This window comes from Vibrio nereis NBRC 15637 (assembly GCF_001591105.1).
GTDB lineage: Bacteria > Pseudomonadota > Gammaproteobacteria > Enterobacterales > Vibrionaceae > Vibrio > Vibrio nereis.
In genome coordinates, this window is the sequence record NZ_BCUD01000001.1 from 447,650 (window position 1) to 465,478 (window position 17,829).

Below are 17,829 nucleotides of genomic sequence, written 5' to 3' on the forward strand. Positions count from 1 at the left end.
TGTTGACTAAGTTACATGATGGAAACTGAACAGTAAGTGAATAAAGACTTACTTAACCATTGGTCAATTCGTCTTGGAAAATCTTATCGCGCATTTTCCAAAAACGACCAACCTTGCGAGCAATCACAAACTGCGGCAGGCGAAAGCGGTGCTGGTTGTTGACCACTTTGGTTGGAGATGCCTCTTCAAAGGGGCGATGCTTGTCCGCTAAATGGGGGCGAACAAAATGATCCTTAAACCGCTGTTTTTGATTCTTGGTACTGAGTGGCCAAAATTCGTGTACTTGGGCTTGATTGTCGCCAATGTAGGTTACTTTGAGGCTACTTTTTCCTTTGTCATCTTTATGAACGGTTAGGTCCATATCTTTACACTCAAACACCAAAGCATCTTTTAGATTCAGAGCTTCTTTGAGTTTTTTATCCGGGTCGACTAACGTTGCGTCACATTCATGGCAGATACGCGCGGCGATATCATTGTCGGCGCCGCATTCGCCACAGTATTTGGCCCTGAAACGATAATTGCAGTGTTCGCGTTCGCCAGTCTCTTCATCTTCAAAAAATCCCTGACATTTGCGGCCGAAATGCTCAATTAAGAAGCCATTGCTGTCCAACTTTCCCCAAAAATTATTATTGAAGCCACATGCTGGGCAAGGGATAGTGATGATCTCAGAGTCGGAATCTGGCTTAGGGTCACCAACTTCTGGCTGATATAAATCGTAACTGTTACCAGCGTAATCCAGTACAAGACACTCGGTTTTTCCCGGAGAGAGGCGTAAGCCACGTCCAACAATTTGTTGGTAAAGGCTGATGGACTCCGTAGGACGCAAAATAGCGATGAGATCCACATGCGGTGCGTCGAATCCGGTTGTTAATACAGAGACATTTACCAAATATTTTATTTTACGATCTTTGAAGTCTTGAATGATGAGATCGCGCTCAGCCGTCGGTGTGTCGCCAATTACCAACGCGGTTTGATCTGGCGGCAACAGAGAAAAGATCTCTTGGGCGTGGCGTACGGTTGCAGCAAAGATCATGATGCCTTGCTTGTCTTGAGCCAGATGGATTATTTGCTCAACGATTTGAGGCGTCGCCCGTTTCGCTTTATCTATCACCATGTCCAGCTCAGCTTCTTTGTACTTGCCTGTTGATGCGGGCTTCAGCTGTGAAAAATCGTAGCTGAGTACTGGTGCATCCATCATTCGAGCAGGTGTAAGGAAGTTTTCATCCAAAAGATAGCGGATAGGGAGTTCGAATATGCAATCTCGGAAAAATCGTGGTTCTTCTGTCCGAACTAGGCCTCGAGTGTGATATTGATAAATCCAGCCCATGCCAAGCCGATAAGGTGTGGCCGTTAATCCTAGTACCTTAATTCCTGGGTTCAACTCTCGCAAATGGCTGATGACCTTTTGATAACTGGTGTTCTTGTTATCAGGTACTCGGTGACACTCATCTATAACCAGGAGTGAGAATTGGTTTTTAAACTCATCAAGATTACGCACCACGGATTGCACTGAAGCAAAGACTACTTGTTGGTCGGTTTCTTTTCTGCCAAGGCCTGCAGAAAAAATGGCACCTTTCAGATCATACCCTTCGTATTTAGCGTGGTTCTGTTCAACCAATTCTTTAACGTGTGCGAGAACGAGTACACGTCCTTTTGCGAGGCGCGCCAATTCCGCGATAACCAGACTTTTGCCGGCACCAGTCGGAAGGACAAGAACAGCCGGGCTAGTGTGTTTACGGAAATAGTGAATAACGGCTTTAACAGAGTCTGCCTGATAGGGACGAAGTGTGTACATAAAATGTGTGAAATAGCTCAACTATTTAATTCAGTCACACTATAATACCCCACCTGACAAAGATGAGGTATTCATGCGTTTAGATAAATACTTGTGTGATGCACTGGGTGCAACACGTAAAGAAGCAACAAAGATCATTAAAAGTGGCGATGTGACCGTAGATGACGTGGTTCAAAAAAGCGGTTCATTCAAAGTGGGTGATGGCAGTATCGTAGAGTGGCAAGAGAGAGAAATCCGCAAGCCGGGGCCCCGTTACATTATGCTTTTTAAGCCCGATGGTTTTGTTTGTTCGCATGAAGATGGTTTTAATCATACGGCATTCGTTTTACTGGATGAAGTGAAGATGGAAGACCTTCACTTTGCTGGCCGACTAGACGTAGACACGACAGGGCTCGTTTTAATTACTGACGATGGTAAATGGTCGCATCGCATCACATCGCCTAAACATAAGTGTGAGAAAACTTATCGAGTCTGGCTCGTGGACCCGATTGAAGCAGACTACATTGAGAAGTTCGCGCAAGGTATTGAGCTTCGCAATGAAAAAGAAGCCACTCTGCCAGCGACTCTTGAAATCGTTGATGAAGATGAAAAAGAAGTGCTTTTGACGATTACGGAAGGTAAGTACCACCAAGTTAAGCGTATGTTTGCTGCTCTGGGCAACAAAGTAGAGCATCTTCACCGAGAGCGTATTGGTGAGATCTTACTAGATGAATCGCTTGAGCCAGGGGAGTATCGCTACCTTACTGAGGATGAGATTAACTCTGTCTGGAAATAATATCAGCGATAGGAAATACTTTAGTTCCAAATAGGAACTAGTCTTTTTTCACGAATTGAAAGAATATAGACCAATTCAAGGCTCGCGGATGCGGGTCTTTTGTTTCTGTTTGGTTGCAGCACGGAAGCTGCAAGTCTAACGCAACCGAGTAGGAGATGTATGTCTAGTTCTGCAATTGAGCAATCCAAAGCCCCCCAAATCAATTTTCTTCTTTTTCTTATCTTGGGCGCTATTGGTGCGTTAACACCTCTAGCTATTGATATGTATTTGCCCGCCATGCCGACGATCGCACGTGATTTAGGTGTAGCAGAAGGTGCGGTACAAATAACGTTAACGGCGTATACCGCTGGCTTTGCGATTGGTCAATTAATTCACGGGCCGCTTGCTGACAGTTTTGGTCGTAGACCTGTCCTTATTTTAGGTGTGCTGTTTTTTGGCATAGCGTCTTTAGTGAGTGCAACAACCACAGGGATTGAAGCCCTGACATGGGTTCGTACTGCGCAAGGCTTTGCTGGCGCGGCGGCGGCGGTGATTATTCAAGCTGTGGTCAGAGATATGTTCGATCGCGAGGACTTTGCCCGCGCGATGTCATTCGTAACATTGGTCATCACTATTGCACCCCTTGTGGCGCCTATGATCGGTGGTCATGTGGCCGTGTGGTTTGGGTGGCGTGCGATTTTTTGGATTTTGGCCATTTTTTCTGTTGTGGTCATTGCGTTGGTGTTTTGGAAAATCCCTGAAACACTAACCGCGGAGAAAAAGCAGCCATTACGATTTGGTACCACGATGCGAAATTACTTTCGATTGTGCGCAAACCCAGTTGCAATGGGCTTAATACTCTCGGGAGCATTTTCTTTTTCAGGGATGTTTGCTTTCCTAACCGCAGGTTCCTTTGTTTATATTGATATTTACGGGGTTAGGCCAGACCATTTTGGTTACCTTTTTGGCCTTAATATTGTCGCGATGATCATCATGACGAGCATTAACGGCCGTTTGGTGAAGAAAGTGGGCTCTCACGCCATGTTGAGATTTGGCCTTACCGTACAATTGATTGCTGGTTTAGGGCTTTTTATTACGTGGCTTCTTGACCTGGGCCTATGGGGAACGGTACCTTTCGTGGTTTTGTTTATCGGAACCTTGTCGACCATTGGTAGTAACTCCATGGGGTTATTGCTGAGTGGCTACCCGACGATGGCGGGCACCGCCTCATCTTTAGCGGGAACGTTACGTTTTGGTATAGGTTCTATCATTGGTGCTGTCGTGGCTATGCTCCCTGGTGGGGCTACTTGGCCAATGATCACGGTGATGTCGGCATGTTCAGTATTGTCCGCCGCGTTTTACTGGAAATTTGGAAGAAAGGCGTAATGTCTGAATACACAATAGAAATACAAAATCTTGTTAATGCCGCTTTAGATGAGTTGGCAGCGGAACATAAATCAGGCAAGCAAGTGAATGCGCCCGTAGCGAATAATCACTATTTGGTGCGCTGGGTAACTCGCGCTATAAAATCTCAGCGTTTTCCTCGTTGTGTCGGTGATGATTTGATTCGTTGGCAGAAAGCAGGCCGTTCGAAAGGGAACGACGCTGGGTTAATGTTTACTTTCCAGCGTATCAGAAAATTTTATGCTGAGTTTTTTCCATCAGATAAAGAAGATCGAGTCATTAAAGATAGTGACGTTGAAGCATTTCTGGACGTGATGGAAAAAGAAGGCTGGGAAGTTTCTACATCGGAAGAGCTAGTAGGTTGCGGGAAAATTCAAATTTTTACTGAAGGTCAAAACTCATTGGCCCTTTGTGCAAACCAGAGCGAAAGCTGCTTTGATGGTGAAGATCTAGTGAAACCGATGAGCTGGTTTGTTCGCGGTAACCACGCGCAGTTTATTGAAAAAGCGGCTGCAGCGGGCTTTATGGTACATAAAGTAACGGATTATAAGTCGAACGTGAAGTATCACGGTGAGTACCTTGTTTTCCCTGGAAACCGCGGTCAGCATTTAGCGGAAATACCGCTTAGCTTTCAAGTATAAATACGCTTATTTTTCAAGATATAAATAGAAAGAGCTTCCATTAAGGAAGCTCTTTTGTTTTTCGAACAATGGCTTTCACCATGCCTCTAAAAATGAATAGGTGAGCGGGCATCATCGCAAACCAGTACAGTAAGCCGCGCAACCCTTGTGGGTGCCACCATGCGGTGACGTTTAAACGTCTCTTATCGCCTAGATCATCAATGGTGAATTCCAATCTGCCCAACCCAGGTCCTTTCATCCCAAACAGCAATGATATGAATCGATGGTTTTCACAGCGGATCACTTTCCAAGAGTCGATATGATCGCCAACTTTCAATTCAGGACCAGAAGGCGAGCGGCGAATAGGCTTACCGCCGCCAAAGAAAATATCGAGCCATTCACGGGTACGCCAAAGTATGTTGGCAAAGAAGTAACCTTGTTTTTGGCTGCCGATTTGTTTGATAATTTGCCAGAGTTGTTCAGCAGAGCAATCAGTCTCTATGGACGCGCCAGTTTGCTTTGGGTAGTAGCCATAGCCCGGTTGCCAGCGTTTAAGCGCAGCGGGTTCGAACCCCCAGACTTCACTTCTAACAAAGGTCCCTTCGGCTGCAATACTCGACGATACCATTTCTTCAAAAGAGATGAGCGGCTGTGGGTATTTGTTTCTGATCTCAGCTGCGTTGGCGATATAGTCGTGCTCTAATCCGGCTAATAACGCCGATCCAATACTAGATGGGACGGAAGTCACCACGCCTAGCCAATATGAGGCCAATTTTGGCGTCAGTAACGGCGTTGACCATAGAGTAATGGGCTTTTTCGTTACCTGACTGATCACTTTAAATTGCTCTCGATAGCTGAGAGTGTCTGGCCCACCGACTTCGTAAACAGTATTTTCTGTTGGCGTTTCTTTTGCTAGCGCGAGTAGGTAATGGTTCAGGTTTTCTAATGCGATCGGGTTGGCTTTGGAGTCCACCCATTTAGGCGCAATGAGTATCGGCATGTTGTAAACAAAGTCACGCATGATCTCAAACGCTGCTGAACCAGCGCCAATGATAACTCCAGCACGAAGTTCGGTGATTGGTACACCAGAACGGCGGAGTATATCCCCAGTCATTTTACGTGCTTTTAAGTGTTCAGAATTGCCGGTTTGCGGCTGTATCGCACTGAGAAAAATGACATGCTTAACACCACTATCAGTGAGTGCTTTACTGAAGTTTTCTGCTAATGAGATTTCATAGTCAAGAAAGTCATGCCCGTGAGCCATTCCATGAACCAGGAAATAAATCAGGTCAAAGTGTGGTATAAGATCTAACGTCGCTTGTTCATCTGCTAAATCTAAATAGGTGATCGCAAGATTTGGATGTGGGGTAACCCTAGCGGTGAGGTAGTCAATTTGTCGTGCTGCGGCAGTGACTTGATAGCCTTGTTCACAGAGTTGGAACAATAGCTGAGAACCCACGTAGCCAGAGGCGCCCAAAACCAGCACTTTTTTCATTCGTATGTCCTGCGATTTGTATAGTTTAAATATGAAACTGATCATATAATGACCGGTCCCATTTCTCTCGGTTCAGACTGTTGTTACTTGAGGTAAGTCTTTCGTCATGGTTTCCAAAATCTTATATCACACTCGAGGTGATTTTTTTCGCCGACTAATAGCAATCGCGATGCCCATCACTTTGCAAAGTATCATGTTCTCTAGTCGCAGTCTGGTCGATGTCCTCATGCTTGGTCAATTGGGTGAAGCGGAAATCGCTGCTGTTGGTGTCGCTGCTAGGGCGACCTTTGTCACCACGATTATGTTGGTTGGTGTCACCACGGGTGGGGCTTTGCTGACGGCTCAATATTGGGGAGCGGCGAATAAACAGGGTGTTCGAGAAAGTACCGCTTTGACGTGGTTGGTTGCGATGATTTTCGCGGCATTTACCGCCATGTTGTTTATCTTGTTTCCAACCCACATCATGTCTCTTGCTACCTCTTCAGATGAGGTCATCCGACTGGGCGCAGAATATTTGGTGATCACCTCTGTCAGTATGTTTGCGGTTGCGTGTGTTGCGAGTATGTCGGTAGGTTTACGAGCAATGCACAAGCCCGGTGTGAGTACCTTTTTTAGTGGCATTGGTATCTTGTCGAATGTTTTCCTTAACTGGGTGCTTATTTTCGGTCACTTCGGTTTACCTGCTTTGGGTATAAAAGGGGCAGCGATTGCGACTGTGATGAGTGGGGCAATTGAAGTCGCCACCTTGTATGGGTATTTGTATCTTAAAAAGCACTTATTGGCATTTGGTATAGAAGACTTGCGTGCGGTTGTTGCTTGGCAGCGAATCGTGCGTTTTTTAAAGCTATCTCTACCCACCACACTCAACTTTTTAGCTTGGGCTGGTGGGTTATTTGTTTATCACGCCATTATGGGGCAGTCAGGTGTACAAGGCTTGGCGGCGCTCTCTGTTATGACACCAGTAGAGTCGATTTCTTTGGCGTTGCTGATCGGTATGTCTAATGCGGCTGCGGTACTGGTCGGTAACCAGATTGGCGCGAAGAATTACGAAGAAGTCTATTATCAGGCCATTGGCGTAACGATTCTGAGCCTTATTGTGGGTGTGGTTGTCGCCGTTGTATTGTATGGCACACAAGGCTTGGTACTGAACGCATTTAGTGCATTAACGGATGAAACTCGCGTTCTGGCAGAAAAGTTCATGTTGGTTTTAAGTTTGGCGATCGTGCTTCGTTCCGTACCTATGATGACAATTGTTGGTGTGTTACGCGCAGGGGGCGATGTGAAGTATTGCCTTTACCAGGATCTAGTCGCTCAATGGATGATCGGTATCCCTTTGGCGGCCTTCGCTGCTATCGGGCTTGGTTGGGAACCAGAGTGGATTTATCTACTATTTTTGACGGAAGAAGTGATTAAATGGCTAGGTTCTTTGTATCGTATGAATACGCGTAAATGGATTCGAAATTTGATCGAAAATTAGACGTAAAGCGGTAAGTGGCTGTGTTTTGGTGCATATCTTGTGATCTACTATCCAAAATACTTCCTACTGTGAGCGATTTAGTGTAGATTCACAGTCCAAATTTTTACGTTTGCGAGAGTATTGATGCTTCAACTAACAGACCTCTGTAAAGGCTATGTAGACGGTGGTGAGTTTCATCCTGTTTTACAAGGGGCTGAGTTGACATTGAACCAAGGTGATCAAGTCGCCCTTATGGGAGAAAGTGGTTCAGGTAAGAGCACGCTGTTGAACTTGATCGCTGGGTTAGACACCGTGGATGCAGGGGAGGTCACTTTCCCTAATTTCGCCATGCACAAAGTCCCGCAGAGTAAGCGAACTTCATACCGACGTAATAATATTGGCCTTATCTTCCAGCAGTTTAATTTGCTTCCGACCCTCAATATTGCGGATAACATTCGTTTTTGCCGACAATTAAAAGGCCTTTCTGAAGATCAGGGGCTGTGGCGACAAATATTATCGGCACTGGATCTGATGCCTTTGTTAGGTCGTTATCCTGAAGAAGTCTCTGGTGGGCAACAGCAACGTGCCGCGATTGCCCGCGCGTTGTATATGGAGCCCAAGATTCTCCTTGCCGATGAGCCAACCGGAAGCTTAGATGAGAGAAATGCGGAAGCGGTGATGCGACTGCTGACAAGCTTATCACGACAGCTTGAATGCACGCTGTTGTTGGTCACGCACAGCCAACGCGTTGCCGAGCATATGGAAGGTAAGATTCGTCTCCAAGGAGGACAACTTCATGTTATGGCCCGTAGTTAAAGCACTACTTGGCCACTACAGGCGTTACCCTTTTCAAATTGTTCTTGTCTGGCTTGGCTTGACGCTGGGCGTTTCACTGCTGGTCGGTGTGAGCTCTATTAATGACCATGCTCGTAAAAGTTACGAACATGGAGAAAAGCTCTTCTCTAATCCACTTCCTTATCGTATTCGTCCCAAACATGCTACTAGTAAGATCCCGCAAGGATTTTACGTTCAACTGCGCCGCGATGGCTTCCACCAATGTGCGCCATTTGAGAACCTTACCGTCCATACCGCGAATGGGGCTGATCTTACCCTAGTCGGTATAGATCCCGTCGCGATGCTCAATTTTAAGTCGGGCGCGGTCTTACACAATGAGCCTTCTCTTGATTTGATGAAAGCGCCATTTCCAATCTTAGTCAGTATGGATCTTGCGGAACATATGAAATGGCAAGATGGCCAGTTTCTTAAATTAGACAGCGGCACTGAACTCGGTCCCATTGCGATAGATAAGCAAGAGACATTGAACGGTACGCGCATTATCGCTGATATTGCGTTACTACGAATGCTTGAGCGTAGCTCTGGCCTCGCTTTTATTGCTTGTTCTGAAATGCCGAAAGAAAAGCTGGAGACTCTAAAGTCTATCTTGCCGGCAGGCATGGAGTTAAGTCGTAGCTCTCGCCAAGAATTAGAATCTCTTACCCAAGCATTTCATATGAACTTGAATGCGATGGGGATGCTATCGTTTTTAGTTGGTTTGTTCATTTTCTACCAAGCCATGTCTTTATCGTTGGTTCAGCGCCAATTACTCGTAGGCATCTTAAGGCAAACAGGGGTGTCTGGATGGCAACTGATGCAAGCCCTTATGTTGGAGCTGCTCATCCTTGTTTTTCTGAGTTGGCTATGTGGCAATGTGTTTGGTTTATTCTTGGCGAATCAATTGATTCCAGGAGTGTCCGCGAGTTTAAGTGATTTATACGATGCTAATGTTGGTTTAGATGTGCATTGGAGCTGGGCTGCAAGCCTCTATAGTTTAGCTTTGGCTTTGATTGGTGCTGCAATTGCCTGTGCTTGGCCGTTAGTTCGATTACTTCGTGCTCAGCCGATACGTTTAACGATGCGCTTGTCATTGGTCCGTTTTGCAGGGACGGAGTTTGCTGTACAAGCGTTAATTGCTTGTGCTTTTGCTGTTGCGGCAATCGCTATTTATCAGGCGCCTAAGACCCAAGAGTCGGGTTTCGCTATCATCGCCTTAATGCTGCTAAGTGTTGCATTGTTCACTCCTTTCCTTATTTGGAAAGTATTTAACAGCTTGTCTTACTCACTTCGCTGGGTAAAAGTGCGTTGGTTCTTCGCAGACGCAGCTGCAAGTATGAGCTATCGAGGCGTCGCAACCATGGGCTTTATGTTAGCAATGGCTGCGAATATTGGTGTTGAAACCATGGTCGGGAGTTTCAGGGATACTACGGATAAGTGGTTGAGCCAACGTTTAGCGGCAGATCTTTATATCTATCCGAATAATAGCGCGGCAGGCAGAGTGAGTGGTTGGCTAAGCGAACAGCCTGAAGTTGAATCAGTTCTGTGGCGATGGGAAAAAGAAGTGAGTACAGCAAGTGGTGTGCTCCAAGTGGTGAGTACTGGCGCTTCTGAAAACGAGTTAGATTCACTGACGGTTAAGCTGGGTGTTCCAAATTATTGGTATCACATGCATCACTCAAAAGGGGTGATGGTGAGTGAATCCATGGCGCTGAAGTTAGGTATCCGCCCTGGTGATGATATTAATGTACCGGAGCTTGGTAGTGGGTGGCAGGTCGTGGGGGTCTATTATGATTATGGCAATCCGTATAACCAAATTATGCTATCTCATCGCAACTGGCTGTATGCGTTTGCAGGCAGTGGCAGCGTAGCGCTTGGCGCAGTTATTAATGAGGGTGTAAACCCTATTGGCCTCAAACGTCGTTTAGAGTCTGTCTTCCGAATCGATTCAGAGCGTGTTTTTGACAATGGTCATATTCATCAACAAGCGCTTAGAGTGTTTGATAGAACGTTCTCAATAGCCGATACACTGGGCAACATTACACTGGTTATTGCCGTATTCGGCATCTTCTTTGCGACCGTTGCAGGCGAGATATCACGCCAGAAGCATATCTCGCTACTTCGCTGTGTGGGTATGTCCGGGAAAGAACTGATCCTGATGGGCAGCCTGCAACTGTTTGTCTTTGGCGCTATCTCGATTCTCATCGCATTACCATTAGGTTTGGCTTTGGCGAGGTTGGTGGTAGACATCATTATTAAGCAATCATTTGGTTGGACGCTTGAACTGCAAGTGATTCCATTTGAGTACTTCCAAACCATAGCTTTAGCCATGGGCTCTTTGATGTTAGCTGGCGCGATCCCTGTTTATCGAATGGTAAGGAATACACCAATGAAATCTTTACGGGATTCACTATAGATGATGAAAGCGAAGCGAAGCATATTGGGTATTTTACTGATTGCATTGATAGCAATCATAGCGGTATTAGTCTCGGCTTATCTGCTTACAGAAGCGAATACCACTCCTCAAAATGAAGACAATAACGTTAACTCTCTGTTGCTGTCTCAGCCTGACGAGGTCTTTGAACCAGTATTACCAGGGACCGCAGTAAAGTTACCTGAAGATCTATCATTTCACGATAAGTACCAGCATGAATGGTGGCACTTTTTTGCTAATGTCGTTGATGAAAACGGAGAAGAGTATGGGATTCAGTGGAGTTACTTTCGTATTGCTGACAGTAACAACACTGGTGCTGGATGGTTGAATCCCCAGATCTTCGTGTCGCATATTGTTGTGACTCATAAAAATCAAGTGTGGAAAGAACAGCGTTTAGCTCGAGGTGGTATTGGTCAGGCTGGGATGACCAATATGCCGTTTCGTCTTTGGATTGATAACTGGTATTGGCGTTCTCTTAGCAAAACGCCTTTCCCAGGGCAGCTCATTGTTTCAACGGATGATTTTGATTTAGAGATGACATCAGCCACCAGCGGGCCATATGTGTTGCCTGGTGAATATGGGTACCAGAAAAAGCATGACTTACTCCCGGTTGCTTCGTACAACCTGACTGCGCCATTTCTTCGAGTGAAGGGCTCTCTTAGACTTGGTCCCAACAAGTTAATCTCAGTGAAAGGCAATGCTTGGATGAGTAAAGAGTGGGGAAGCGGCCTTATGGCTGAAGGCCAGCAAGGTTGGGATTGGTTTGTGCTGAAGCTGGATGATGAAACATCTTTATCCGTCAGCCGTTACCGCCACAATCAACAAATGCCGTACGTCTTTGGTACTTTGTCAACAAACGATGGAAAAGTGACGTCTATCGACCCTCAAGATTTAAACCTTAAACCTCTGCTGCCTAGTCAAGATGTTGATGGAAAAGAGATCCCCTTGCAGTGGTTAATCCAAATCCCTAAGCACAATATTAGCCTGACGACACAAGTCGTAAACTCTGAACTGTTTTTACCTTTTGTTATTCCTTATTGGGAAGGGCCGATAAAGGCTTGGGGAACACATAACGCGACGGGTTTTATGCAGTTAACAGGTTATTAACTTAATTTTTTGCTTTTTAGTGTTTTAAAGGTGGTCACTTTGAAGAAAAGTGACCACCTTTTGCATTTGTGAGGCAAATTATTCCAGTTGCCTATAATAAGATAAGGAAATTAAATAGGATTAAGCTAATTAACATCGGAAATTCCGAGGTGAGAACTCTAAACAAGCGATTTTTCCTTCGGTTTTGTTATCGATACACTCGTCGGTATTCTTTGTTAATCGTTTATTAACATAATAAATATAGGGACGATATCATGAGTGACATTATTCGCGATTTTTTCAAAATGGAATCTGCAGGTGGTATATTGCTAGTGATTGCAGCTGCTATCGCGATGACAATTGCTAACACACCATTAAACGAGATTTACCAAAGTGGTCTGCACACTTACGTTTTTGGTATGTCAGTTTCCCATTGGATTAATGATGGTCTGATGGCGGTTTTCTTCCTTCTAATTGGTCTTGAAGTAAAACGAGAGTTGTTAGAAGGCGCACTAAAATCGAAAGAAACCGCAATTTTTCCGGCAATCGCTGCAGTCGGTGGTATGCTGGCTCCAGCGTTAATTTATGTTCTTTTTAATGCTGGTAATGCAGAAGCGATTCAAGGCTGGGCTATCCCAGCGGCAACTGATATTGCCTTTGCGTTAGGTATTATGGCGCTACTGGGCAAACGTGTTCCAGTTAGCCTTAAAGTCTTTTTGCTTGCTCTAGCGATTATTGATGACTTGGGTGTTGTGGTTATCATTGCGCTATTCTATACGGGTGATTTATCTACCACGGCACTGGCGATTGGTTTCGCGATGACCGCGGCGCTATTTGTGCTGAACTCCAAGCATGTAACGAAACTCACACCTTACATGATAGTTGGCTTTATTCTGTGGGTAGCGGTTCTAAAATCGGGTGTACACGCAACATTAGCGGGTGTAGTGATCGGTTTTGCTATTCCACTTAAAGGTAACAAAGGTGAGTACTCGCCGCTTAAACACATGGAACATGCATTACACCCATACGTAGCATTCGGTATTTTGCCTTTGTTTGCGTTTGCCAATGCAGGTATTTCGCTGGAAGGCGTATCCATGGAAGGTCTAACTTCTATGCTGCCATTAGGTATTGCACTAGGCTTGTTAGTGGGTAAGCCGTTAGGTATTTTCTCGTTCAGTTGGTTAGCAGTAAAACTGGGTGTAGCGAAATTGCCAGAGGGTGTTAACTTCAAGAACATATTTGCAGTATCAGTGCTGTGTGGTATTGGTTTCACTATGTCGATCTTCATCTCGTCACTGGCATTCGGACAAGCTAACGTTCAATTCGATACGTATGCACGTTTGGGTATCTTGATGGGTTCTACAACCGCAGCGATTCTTGGCTATGTTCTGCTAAGAGTGTCATTACCAACGAAACAAGCGGCAGCTGCTGAAGTCAATTCATCTCATTAAGCTTTCCGACCAAAGTGTCTAATTATTAAAAAGCCCCTTCAACTTTGAAGGGGCTTTTCGTTTGTATGGCCGTTCCAGAAAACGTTATTTCTCTTTGGTCGTGAAAATGGTCCATTCTTCCACGACTTGTTGACTTAAGCCAACCACTGTGGCGGTGACGCGTCGGTTGAGTGCGTGAGATATCTCATCATTGCCTTCTGCTTGCACTCGGTTTTCACCATAACCAACAATCGTTACGCGTTTTGGTGATATCCCATAAGACAGCAACTTATCTTGAACAGCGTGTGCACGCTTTTTAGATAACGCTAGATTGTATTCAGGGGCACCGACACGACTTGCATACCCTTGAATCTGAATCGAAGCCGAATCATATTTCTTCAAAAAATCTGACATGGTTTTGATTTGCCCAGCGAACATAGGCTTAATAGCGTACGAATCATTGTCAAACAATATTCTTAACTTGCGCTCTTCTGCTGCTTTTCTAGCGGCTCCACAGCCATCATTGTCGACAAGAGACCCTAGAGGAGTTTCAGGACATATATCTCGTGCATTGACAACGCCATCGCGATCATCGTCAGTGAGGTCAGAAATCTGATCAGCAACCGGAGGGGGCATATAATCGTACTCTTCTTTCATATTTTCAGCGCTGGCTTGCAGTGAAAAAATAAGAGCCATAGAGAGCGGGATGAGGTATAGCTTTTTCATATTAATACTCCACTCGTTCAGACCATTCTTCAGGTGTATCAACCAAGAGTGCGTCAAGCAACGTTCCCGTCGCGTTCATCACCCTGTATTTTGCATATTGTTCAGCGTAATGCGCGTCTAGGTAATCTTTTCGAGCCTCGAAGAGTTCATTTTCGGTGTTGAGCAAATCGAGTAATGTGCGCTGTCCAATCCGATATTGTTTTTCATAGGCGATAACGGTTTTAGACGCCGAGTCCACATGGTCAGCCAAGAACTCTTTCTGCTGAAGTGTTAAATCCAAAGCACTCCAAGATAGACGTAAGCCTTCTTCAACTTGTCTAAATGCATTGTCACGAAGATCTTTTGCTTGGTTGAGCTGGAAAGCGGCTTTGTCTGCAAGGTCCCTATCTGAACCACCATTAAACAGGTTATATCTCATTCTTAGCATGGCGAGTGTTTCATCGCTTCGGCCTTCATCTCCGCCTGCATCATCCCGCCATGATTGACTAGCCTCAATGGAAAACGTGGGATAATAAGTACCTTTCGATTGCTTGTACTGGAAGCGGGCAGAATCTACGTCAACCTGGGAAACCTTAATTACAGGATGGTTCTCAAAAGCTTCGTCCAATGCTTCCGTCAGTGACAGAGGCAACTTAGATTCGTCGGCTCTTGGATAAATTAAGCCTGATGGAGATTGCCCAACTAAGCGGGTAAATTGCGTGTGGGTATCAATCATGTTGTTCTGTGCCGCCAGCAAATTGCCGTGTGCTTTGGCTATTCTAGCCTCAACTTGTGACACATCGGCGGTTGAACCTACGCCAGACTGAGCGCGGCGTTTGATGTCACGATAGATATCTTTGTGCACGGCTAAATTGCTTTCTGAAAGGGCCAGTACTTCTGTCGCTTTCACTGCTTCTAGATAGACACTGGTTACTTTGAGTGCCAAGTCTGAGGCATCCGAAATCAATTGTTGTCTGACAGACTCTGCATCCGCCGCGGTTCGGTCCATATCATTAAGCGTAGCAGATCCGTCCCACAGCAACTGGTTTAAGCTTAGCGTGGCTTCTTTACGCGTTAGATCCGTGTCCTGTCGCCCTGTTGAGTCAGCAGGGTCTATTCCTTCGTAACCAATGCCAGCATCTAAGTCCAAACTAGGTAAATAGGCACCACCGGCAGCAGAATTTTCTTTTACAGCACTTTGGAATTCGTTATATGTCGCTTTTATTTCTGGATTAGTCGCTAAGGTGATTGCGACCGCCTGTTCTAGTGTCTGGCCATAAGAGTTCATACTCGCCAAGAGAATGCAGCTCGCCAGCATTGATTTTTTCCAATTCAAAGTAGCCTCCTTAATCGTGACTGCCAACCTTTTGAAGTGTGGAATCAAGCATTAAAAGTGATAGTTGCAAGTGGGTGTTTAAGAAAAGCGTAGCCTATAAAAAATGGAAAGTTAGACGCTCGACAAAAATAAAGGCCATTTAAATTATCAAATTATCATTTTTCGTTAGGACTTTTATGTCATTCGGTGGATTGTCGCTTTGTGGAACACTAGCTTTAAAGTGTGCATAAATGCGCTGAAACGGTGGCTGTGCAGTGATTTTTAATAACAGCATCGTGAGCCAAATAACTAGGAAGTCTGGCTATGAAAACGAACAACCTTGCAACATTATTAGCACTATCAAACACCACCGTGGTGATTGATATCAACGGACAAATTCGAGAGCTACTACCAGGTGAAGTTCCAGGTCCTGGAGAGGTCATCGTGGTGTTGGGTCAAGGTGCAACGGCTGTATCCGATCTTGAAGCTCAGTTGGTTGTGGATGATGGCACAGCAACGAATATTAATATCGATGATGAGATAGCAGCTGTTATACAGCAAATTGAGCAGGGTGGAGACCCGACTCAAGACCCGGAACTAGCAACCGCAGCTGGCGGAGAAGGTGGATCTAGCCCTACAACTACAGGGGCCATTCAAAGAACAGGTGCCGAGACACTTGCTTCCACTATGTTCGAAACAACAGGCTTAGAATCTCAAGGTCTTTCTGAAACGCAAAGCTTGGCGCTTTTGGATATCCTTCGTCAAAACGCGGTTTTAGGGGCGGACGATGGTGGTGATGACAACGGCGGTGGTGGTGACAACGGTGGTGGTGGTGACGAGCCGCCAGAGGAAGACAACACGCCGCCTAACGCAAACTCGTTTGAAGTCGATGTTGATGATTCGGAGTCAGTGCCTATCATTTTCGACTCTGACAATCAGTGCCTAGATAATATATCCGATTTAGAAGATGATGCAGCTGGCATTCAGCTTAGCATTATGATCACGAGTCTTCCTGCCAACGGCACACTGTTTTATACGGATGATGAAGGGGCAACCCGAGCACTAACTGAAGACGACTTACATGTGCTAGGAGCTGAGGTTGACCCAAATAAATTATTCGATCCAGACAGCATTAGCTATGTGCCAGATAGCAATGACGACTCAGTCGAAATAGGCTGTATTGGTGATCCGAGTGACGTTGTTTCAGGAGAGGACGGTTTTTACAACTGGGGTGAGTTTGTCAGTAAAACTGAACGTCTGGTAACACTAGAGAACGGTAATACGATAGGTATTTCTCTGGTAAACAATAATGGTAAAGAGTTGGTTCAGTATGACGATCTTGACCCGCACATAGGCTGGGGGCTTGGGGACAGTGATGGTAATGGCTTAAACAAGGACGAGACGCTAATTATTGACCTAAGTGATAACCCTCTGGAGACAGTTAGCTTTGGACTCGATGGCTGGGGTGGGCATTTTGTTTCCACCAGTAATCTCTATGTCGAAGTTACCTACACTTTGCAAGACGGCTCCGTTTACGTTGAACAATATCAGAAAACAGAAGGTGATGTAGGGAATGACACTATTCTCTACGAATTCAGTTATGCGTCACTAGACAACCCGATAGTACAGATGGAAATGACGTCAAATGGTGGTAATTGGGTTTTAAGATACTTGTCGAGTGAGCCTGACGTACCTGAAGATGACTCTTTTACCTATGTTGCAGTCGACTCTGAGTTAGCAACCAGCGAAGAAGCGACGGTTACTTTAGATATGGATGATTCATCGGACTGCACAATTGTATGGGCAGAGCACGGGGATGAGGTGATTGTTGGTGATGAAAGCGTCAACTGGTTCACTTGGTTGGACGATGCTTTGGATAATGGTACCGATGTTGTGCAAAACTTTGATTTAGGATGTGACTTGATTGACATTACAGACATACTTGAATCAGACGAAAATATCTCACTTGAAGCACTGATAGAGCGGGTGGATGTAAGTCTTGATGAAAATAATCTAGTGTTCACAGTCAGTGACAATGGCAGCGAGCAAACCATCGTGCTGGAAGACTGTGTTGACGCATTTGCTGAAGCGGGATTTATTCAGGATAACAGCATCACCAACGAGCTGGAAATGCTTGCGCAAGTACTGAAAACAGATGCCGCATAGATCTAAGAAAACGACAAATATTTAAGCTGGCTTTTGGGCCAGCTTTTTTTGTTAAAGCTAATAACACAACTGTAGTTTAGGTATAAAAAATGGTTGCCAGAATATTTTAATTTGTGATATTTTCGCGCGCAATCTCGGAGTTGAGTCTAAGCAGACATTCTGGGGGATACGCGAGGTGACTATTCGGGCTGAGTAGGCAGCACGTAGGGTAGGTATCGATAAGGCCTTTTATCGATAGACGGGATACTATTGTCGCGTTGCGACAAGTGAATGGGAAACCCAACATTGAACTCACTTAATAAACACACACTAATCAGCTTAGTTCTTCCTGAATGCCC

The 17,829-nt window shown here is 45.3% G+C and carries 13 protein-coding genes; 9 read left to right on the forward strand and 4 right to left on the reverse strand.

Annotated elements, in window-relative coordinates:
• Nucleotides 1-52 precede the first annotated feature (52 nt).
• Nucleotides 53-1,795 carry a DNA repair helicase RadD gene (radD, locus tag VNE01S_RS01975; protein WP_053395524.1) on the reverse strand — a complete coding sequence of 581 codons (1,743 nt, stop codon included), beginning with the start codon at nt 1,793-1,795 and terminating at the stop codon, nt 53-55.
• Between the two features lie 73 nt (nt 1,796-1,868).
• On the opposite strand from radD, the gene rsuA reads away from it, so the two are divergent.
• The 3 genes from rsuA to VNE01S_RS01990 all read left to right on the forward strand — a co-directional run bounded on the left by rsuA (nt 1,869) and on the right by VNE01S_RS01990 (nt 4,594).
• Nucleotides 1,869-2,570 (forward strand): 16S rRNA pseudouridine(516) synthase RsuA, encoded by a 702-nt coding sequence (gene rsuA, locus VNE01S_RS01980; RefSeq protein WP_053395523.1) that lies wholly within the window; start codon nt 1,869-1,871, stop codon nt 2,568-2,570.
• Between the two features lie 159 nt (nt 2,571-2,729).
• Entirely contained in the window at nt 2,730-3,935 is a 1,206-nt protein-coding gene (locus VNE01S_RS01985) for a Bcr/CflA family multidrug efflux MFS transporter (RefSeq protein ID WP_053395522.1), read from the forward strand.
• Nucleotides 3,935-4,594, forward strand: a complete 660-nt coding sequence (locus VNE01S_RS01990) for a DUF2913 family protein (protein ID WP_053395521.1) — start codon at nt 3,935-3,937, stop codon at nt 4,592-4,594. The genes VNE01S_RS01985 and VNE01S_RS01990 overlap by 1 nt, the downstream gene beginning before the upstream one ends.
• A gap of 40 nt (nt 4,595-4,634) precedes the next feature.
• Here the strand turns inward: VNE01S_RS01990 and VNE01S_RS01995 are convergent, their stop codons facing one another.
• Entirely contained in the window at nt 4,635-6,068 is a 1,434-nt protein-coding gene (locus tag VNE01S_RS01995) for a DUF2867 domain-containing protein (RefSeq protein WP_053395520.1), read from the reverse strand.
• Between the two features lie 106 nt (nt 6,069-6,174).
• Here VNE01S_RS01995 and VNE01S_RS02000 point away from each other — a divergent pair, with 106 nt between their 5' ends.
• From VNE01S_RS02000 to nhaA, 5 genes are all read left to right on the forward strand, one after another.
• Entirely contained in the window at nt 6,175-7,545 is a 1,371-nt protein-coding gene (locus VNE01S_RS02000; protein WP_053395519.1) for an MATE family efflux transporter, read from the forward strand.
• Nucleotides 7,546-7,668: 123 nt separating this feature from the next.
• Nucleotides 7,669-8,340 (forward strand): ABC transporter ATP-binding protein, encoded by a 672-nt coding sequence (locus tag VNE01S_RS02005; protein ID WP_053395518.1) that lies wholly within the window; start codon nt 7,669-7,671, stop codon nt 8,338-8,340.
• On the forward strand, nt 8,321-10,771 hold the full coding sequence (locus VNE01S_RS02010; protein WP_053395517.1) for an ABC transporter permease: 2,451 nt from the start codon (nt 8,321-8,323) through the stop codon (nt 10,769-10,771). Before VNE01S_RS02005 ends, VNE01S_RS02010 begins: the two co-directional genes overlap by 20 nt.
• A gap of 3 nt (nt 10,772-10,774) precedes the next feature.
• Nucleotides 10,775-11,896: a lipocalin-like domain-containing protein gene (locus VNE01S_RS02015; RefSeq protein ID WP_053395789.1), complete on the forward strand. Its 1,122-nt coding sequence runs from the start codon at nt 10,775-10,777 to the stop codon at nt 11,894-11,896.
• 254 nt (nt 11,897-12,150) lie between these two features.
• The gene (nhaA, locus tag VNE01S_RS02020; RefSeq protein WP_053395516.1) at nt 12,151-13,326 is read left to right on the forward strand and encodes a Na+/H+ antiporter NhaA; all 1,176 of its coding nucleotides are present in this window, start codon (nt 12,151-12,153) and stop codon (nt 13,324-13,326) included.
• Between the two features lie 84 nt (nt 13,327-13,410).
• On the opposite strand, the gene VNE01S_RS02025 is transcribed toward nhaA, so the two are convergent.
• Nucleotides 13,411-13,962 (reverse strand): OmpA family protein, encoded by a 552-nt coding sequence (locus VNE01S_RS02025; protein ID WP_373278525.1) that lies wholly within the window; start codon nt 13,960-13,962, stop codon nt 13,411-13,413.
• A gap of 70 nt (nt 13,963-14,032) precedes the next feature.
• Nucleotides 14,033-15,346 carry a TolC family outer membrane protein gene (locus VNE01S_RS02030; protein ID WP_156309849.1) on the reverse strand — a complete coding sequence of 438 codons (1,314 nt, stop codon included), beginning with the start codon at nt 15,344-15,346 and terminating at the stop codon, nt 14,033-14,035.
• Between the two features lie 303 nt (nt 15,347-15,649).
• On the opposite strand from VNE01S_RS02030, the gene VNE01S_RS02035 reads away from it, so the two are divergent.
• Nucleotides 15,650-17,491, forward strand: coding sequence for a M10 family metallopeptidase C-terminal domain-containing protein (locus tag VNE01S_RS02035; RefSeq protein ID WP_053395513.1), 1,842 nt, complete (start codon nt 15,650-15,652; stop codon nt 17,489-17,491).
• The last annotated feature ends 338 nt before the right edge of the window (nt 17,492-17,829 follow it).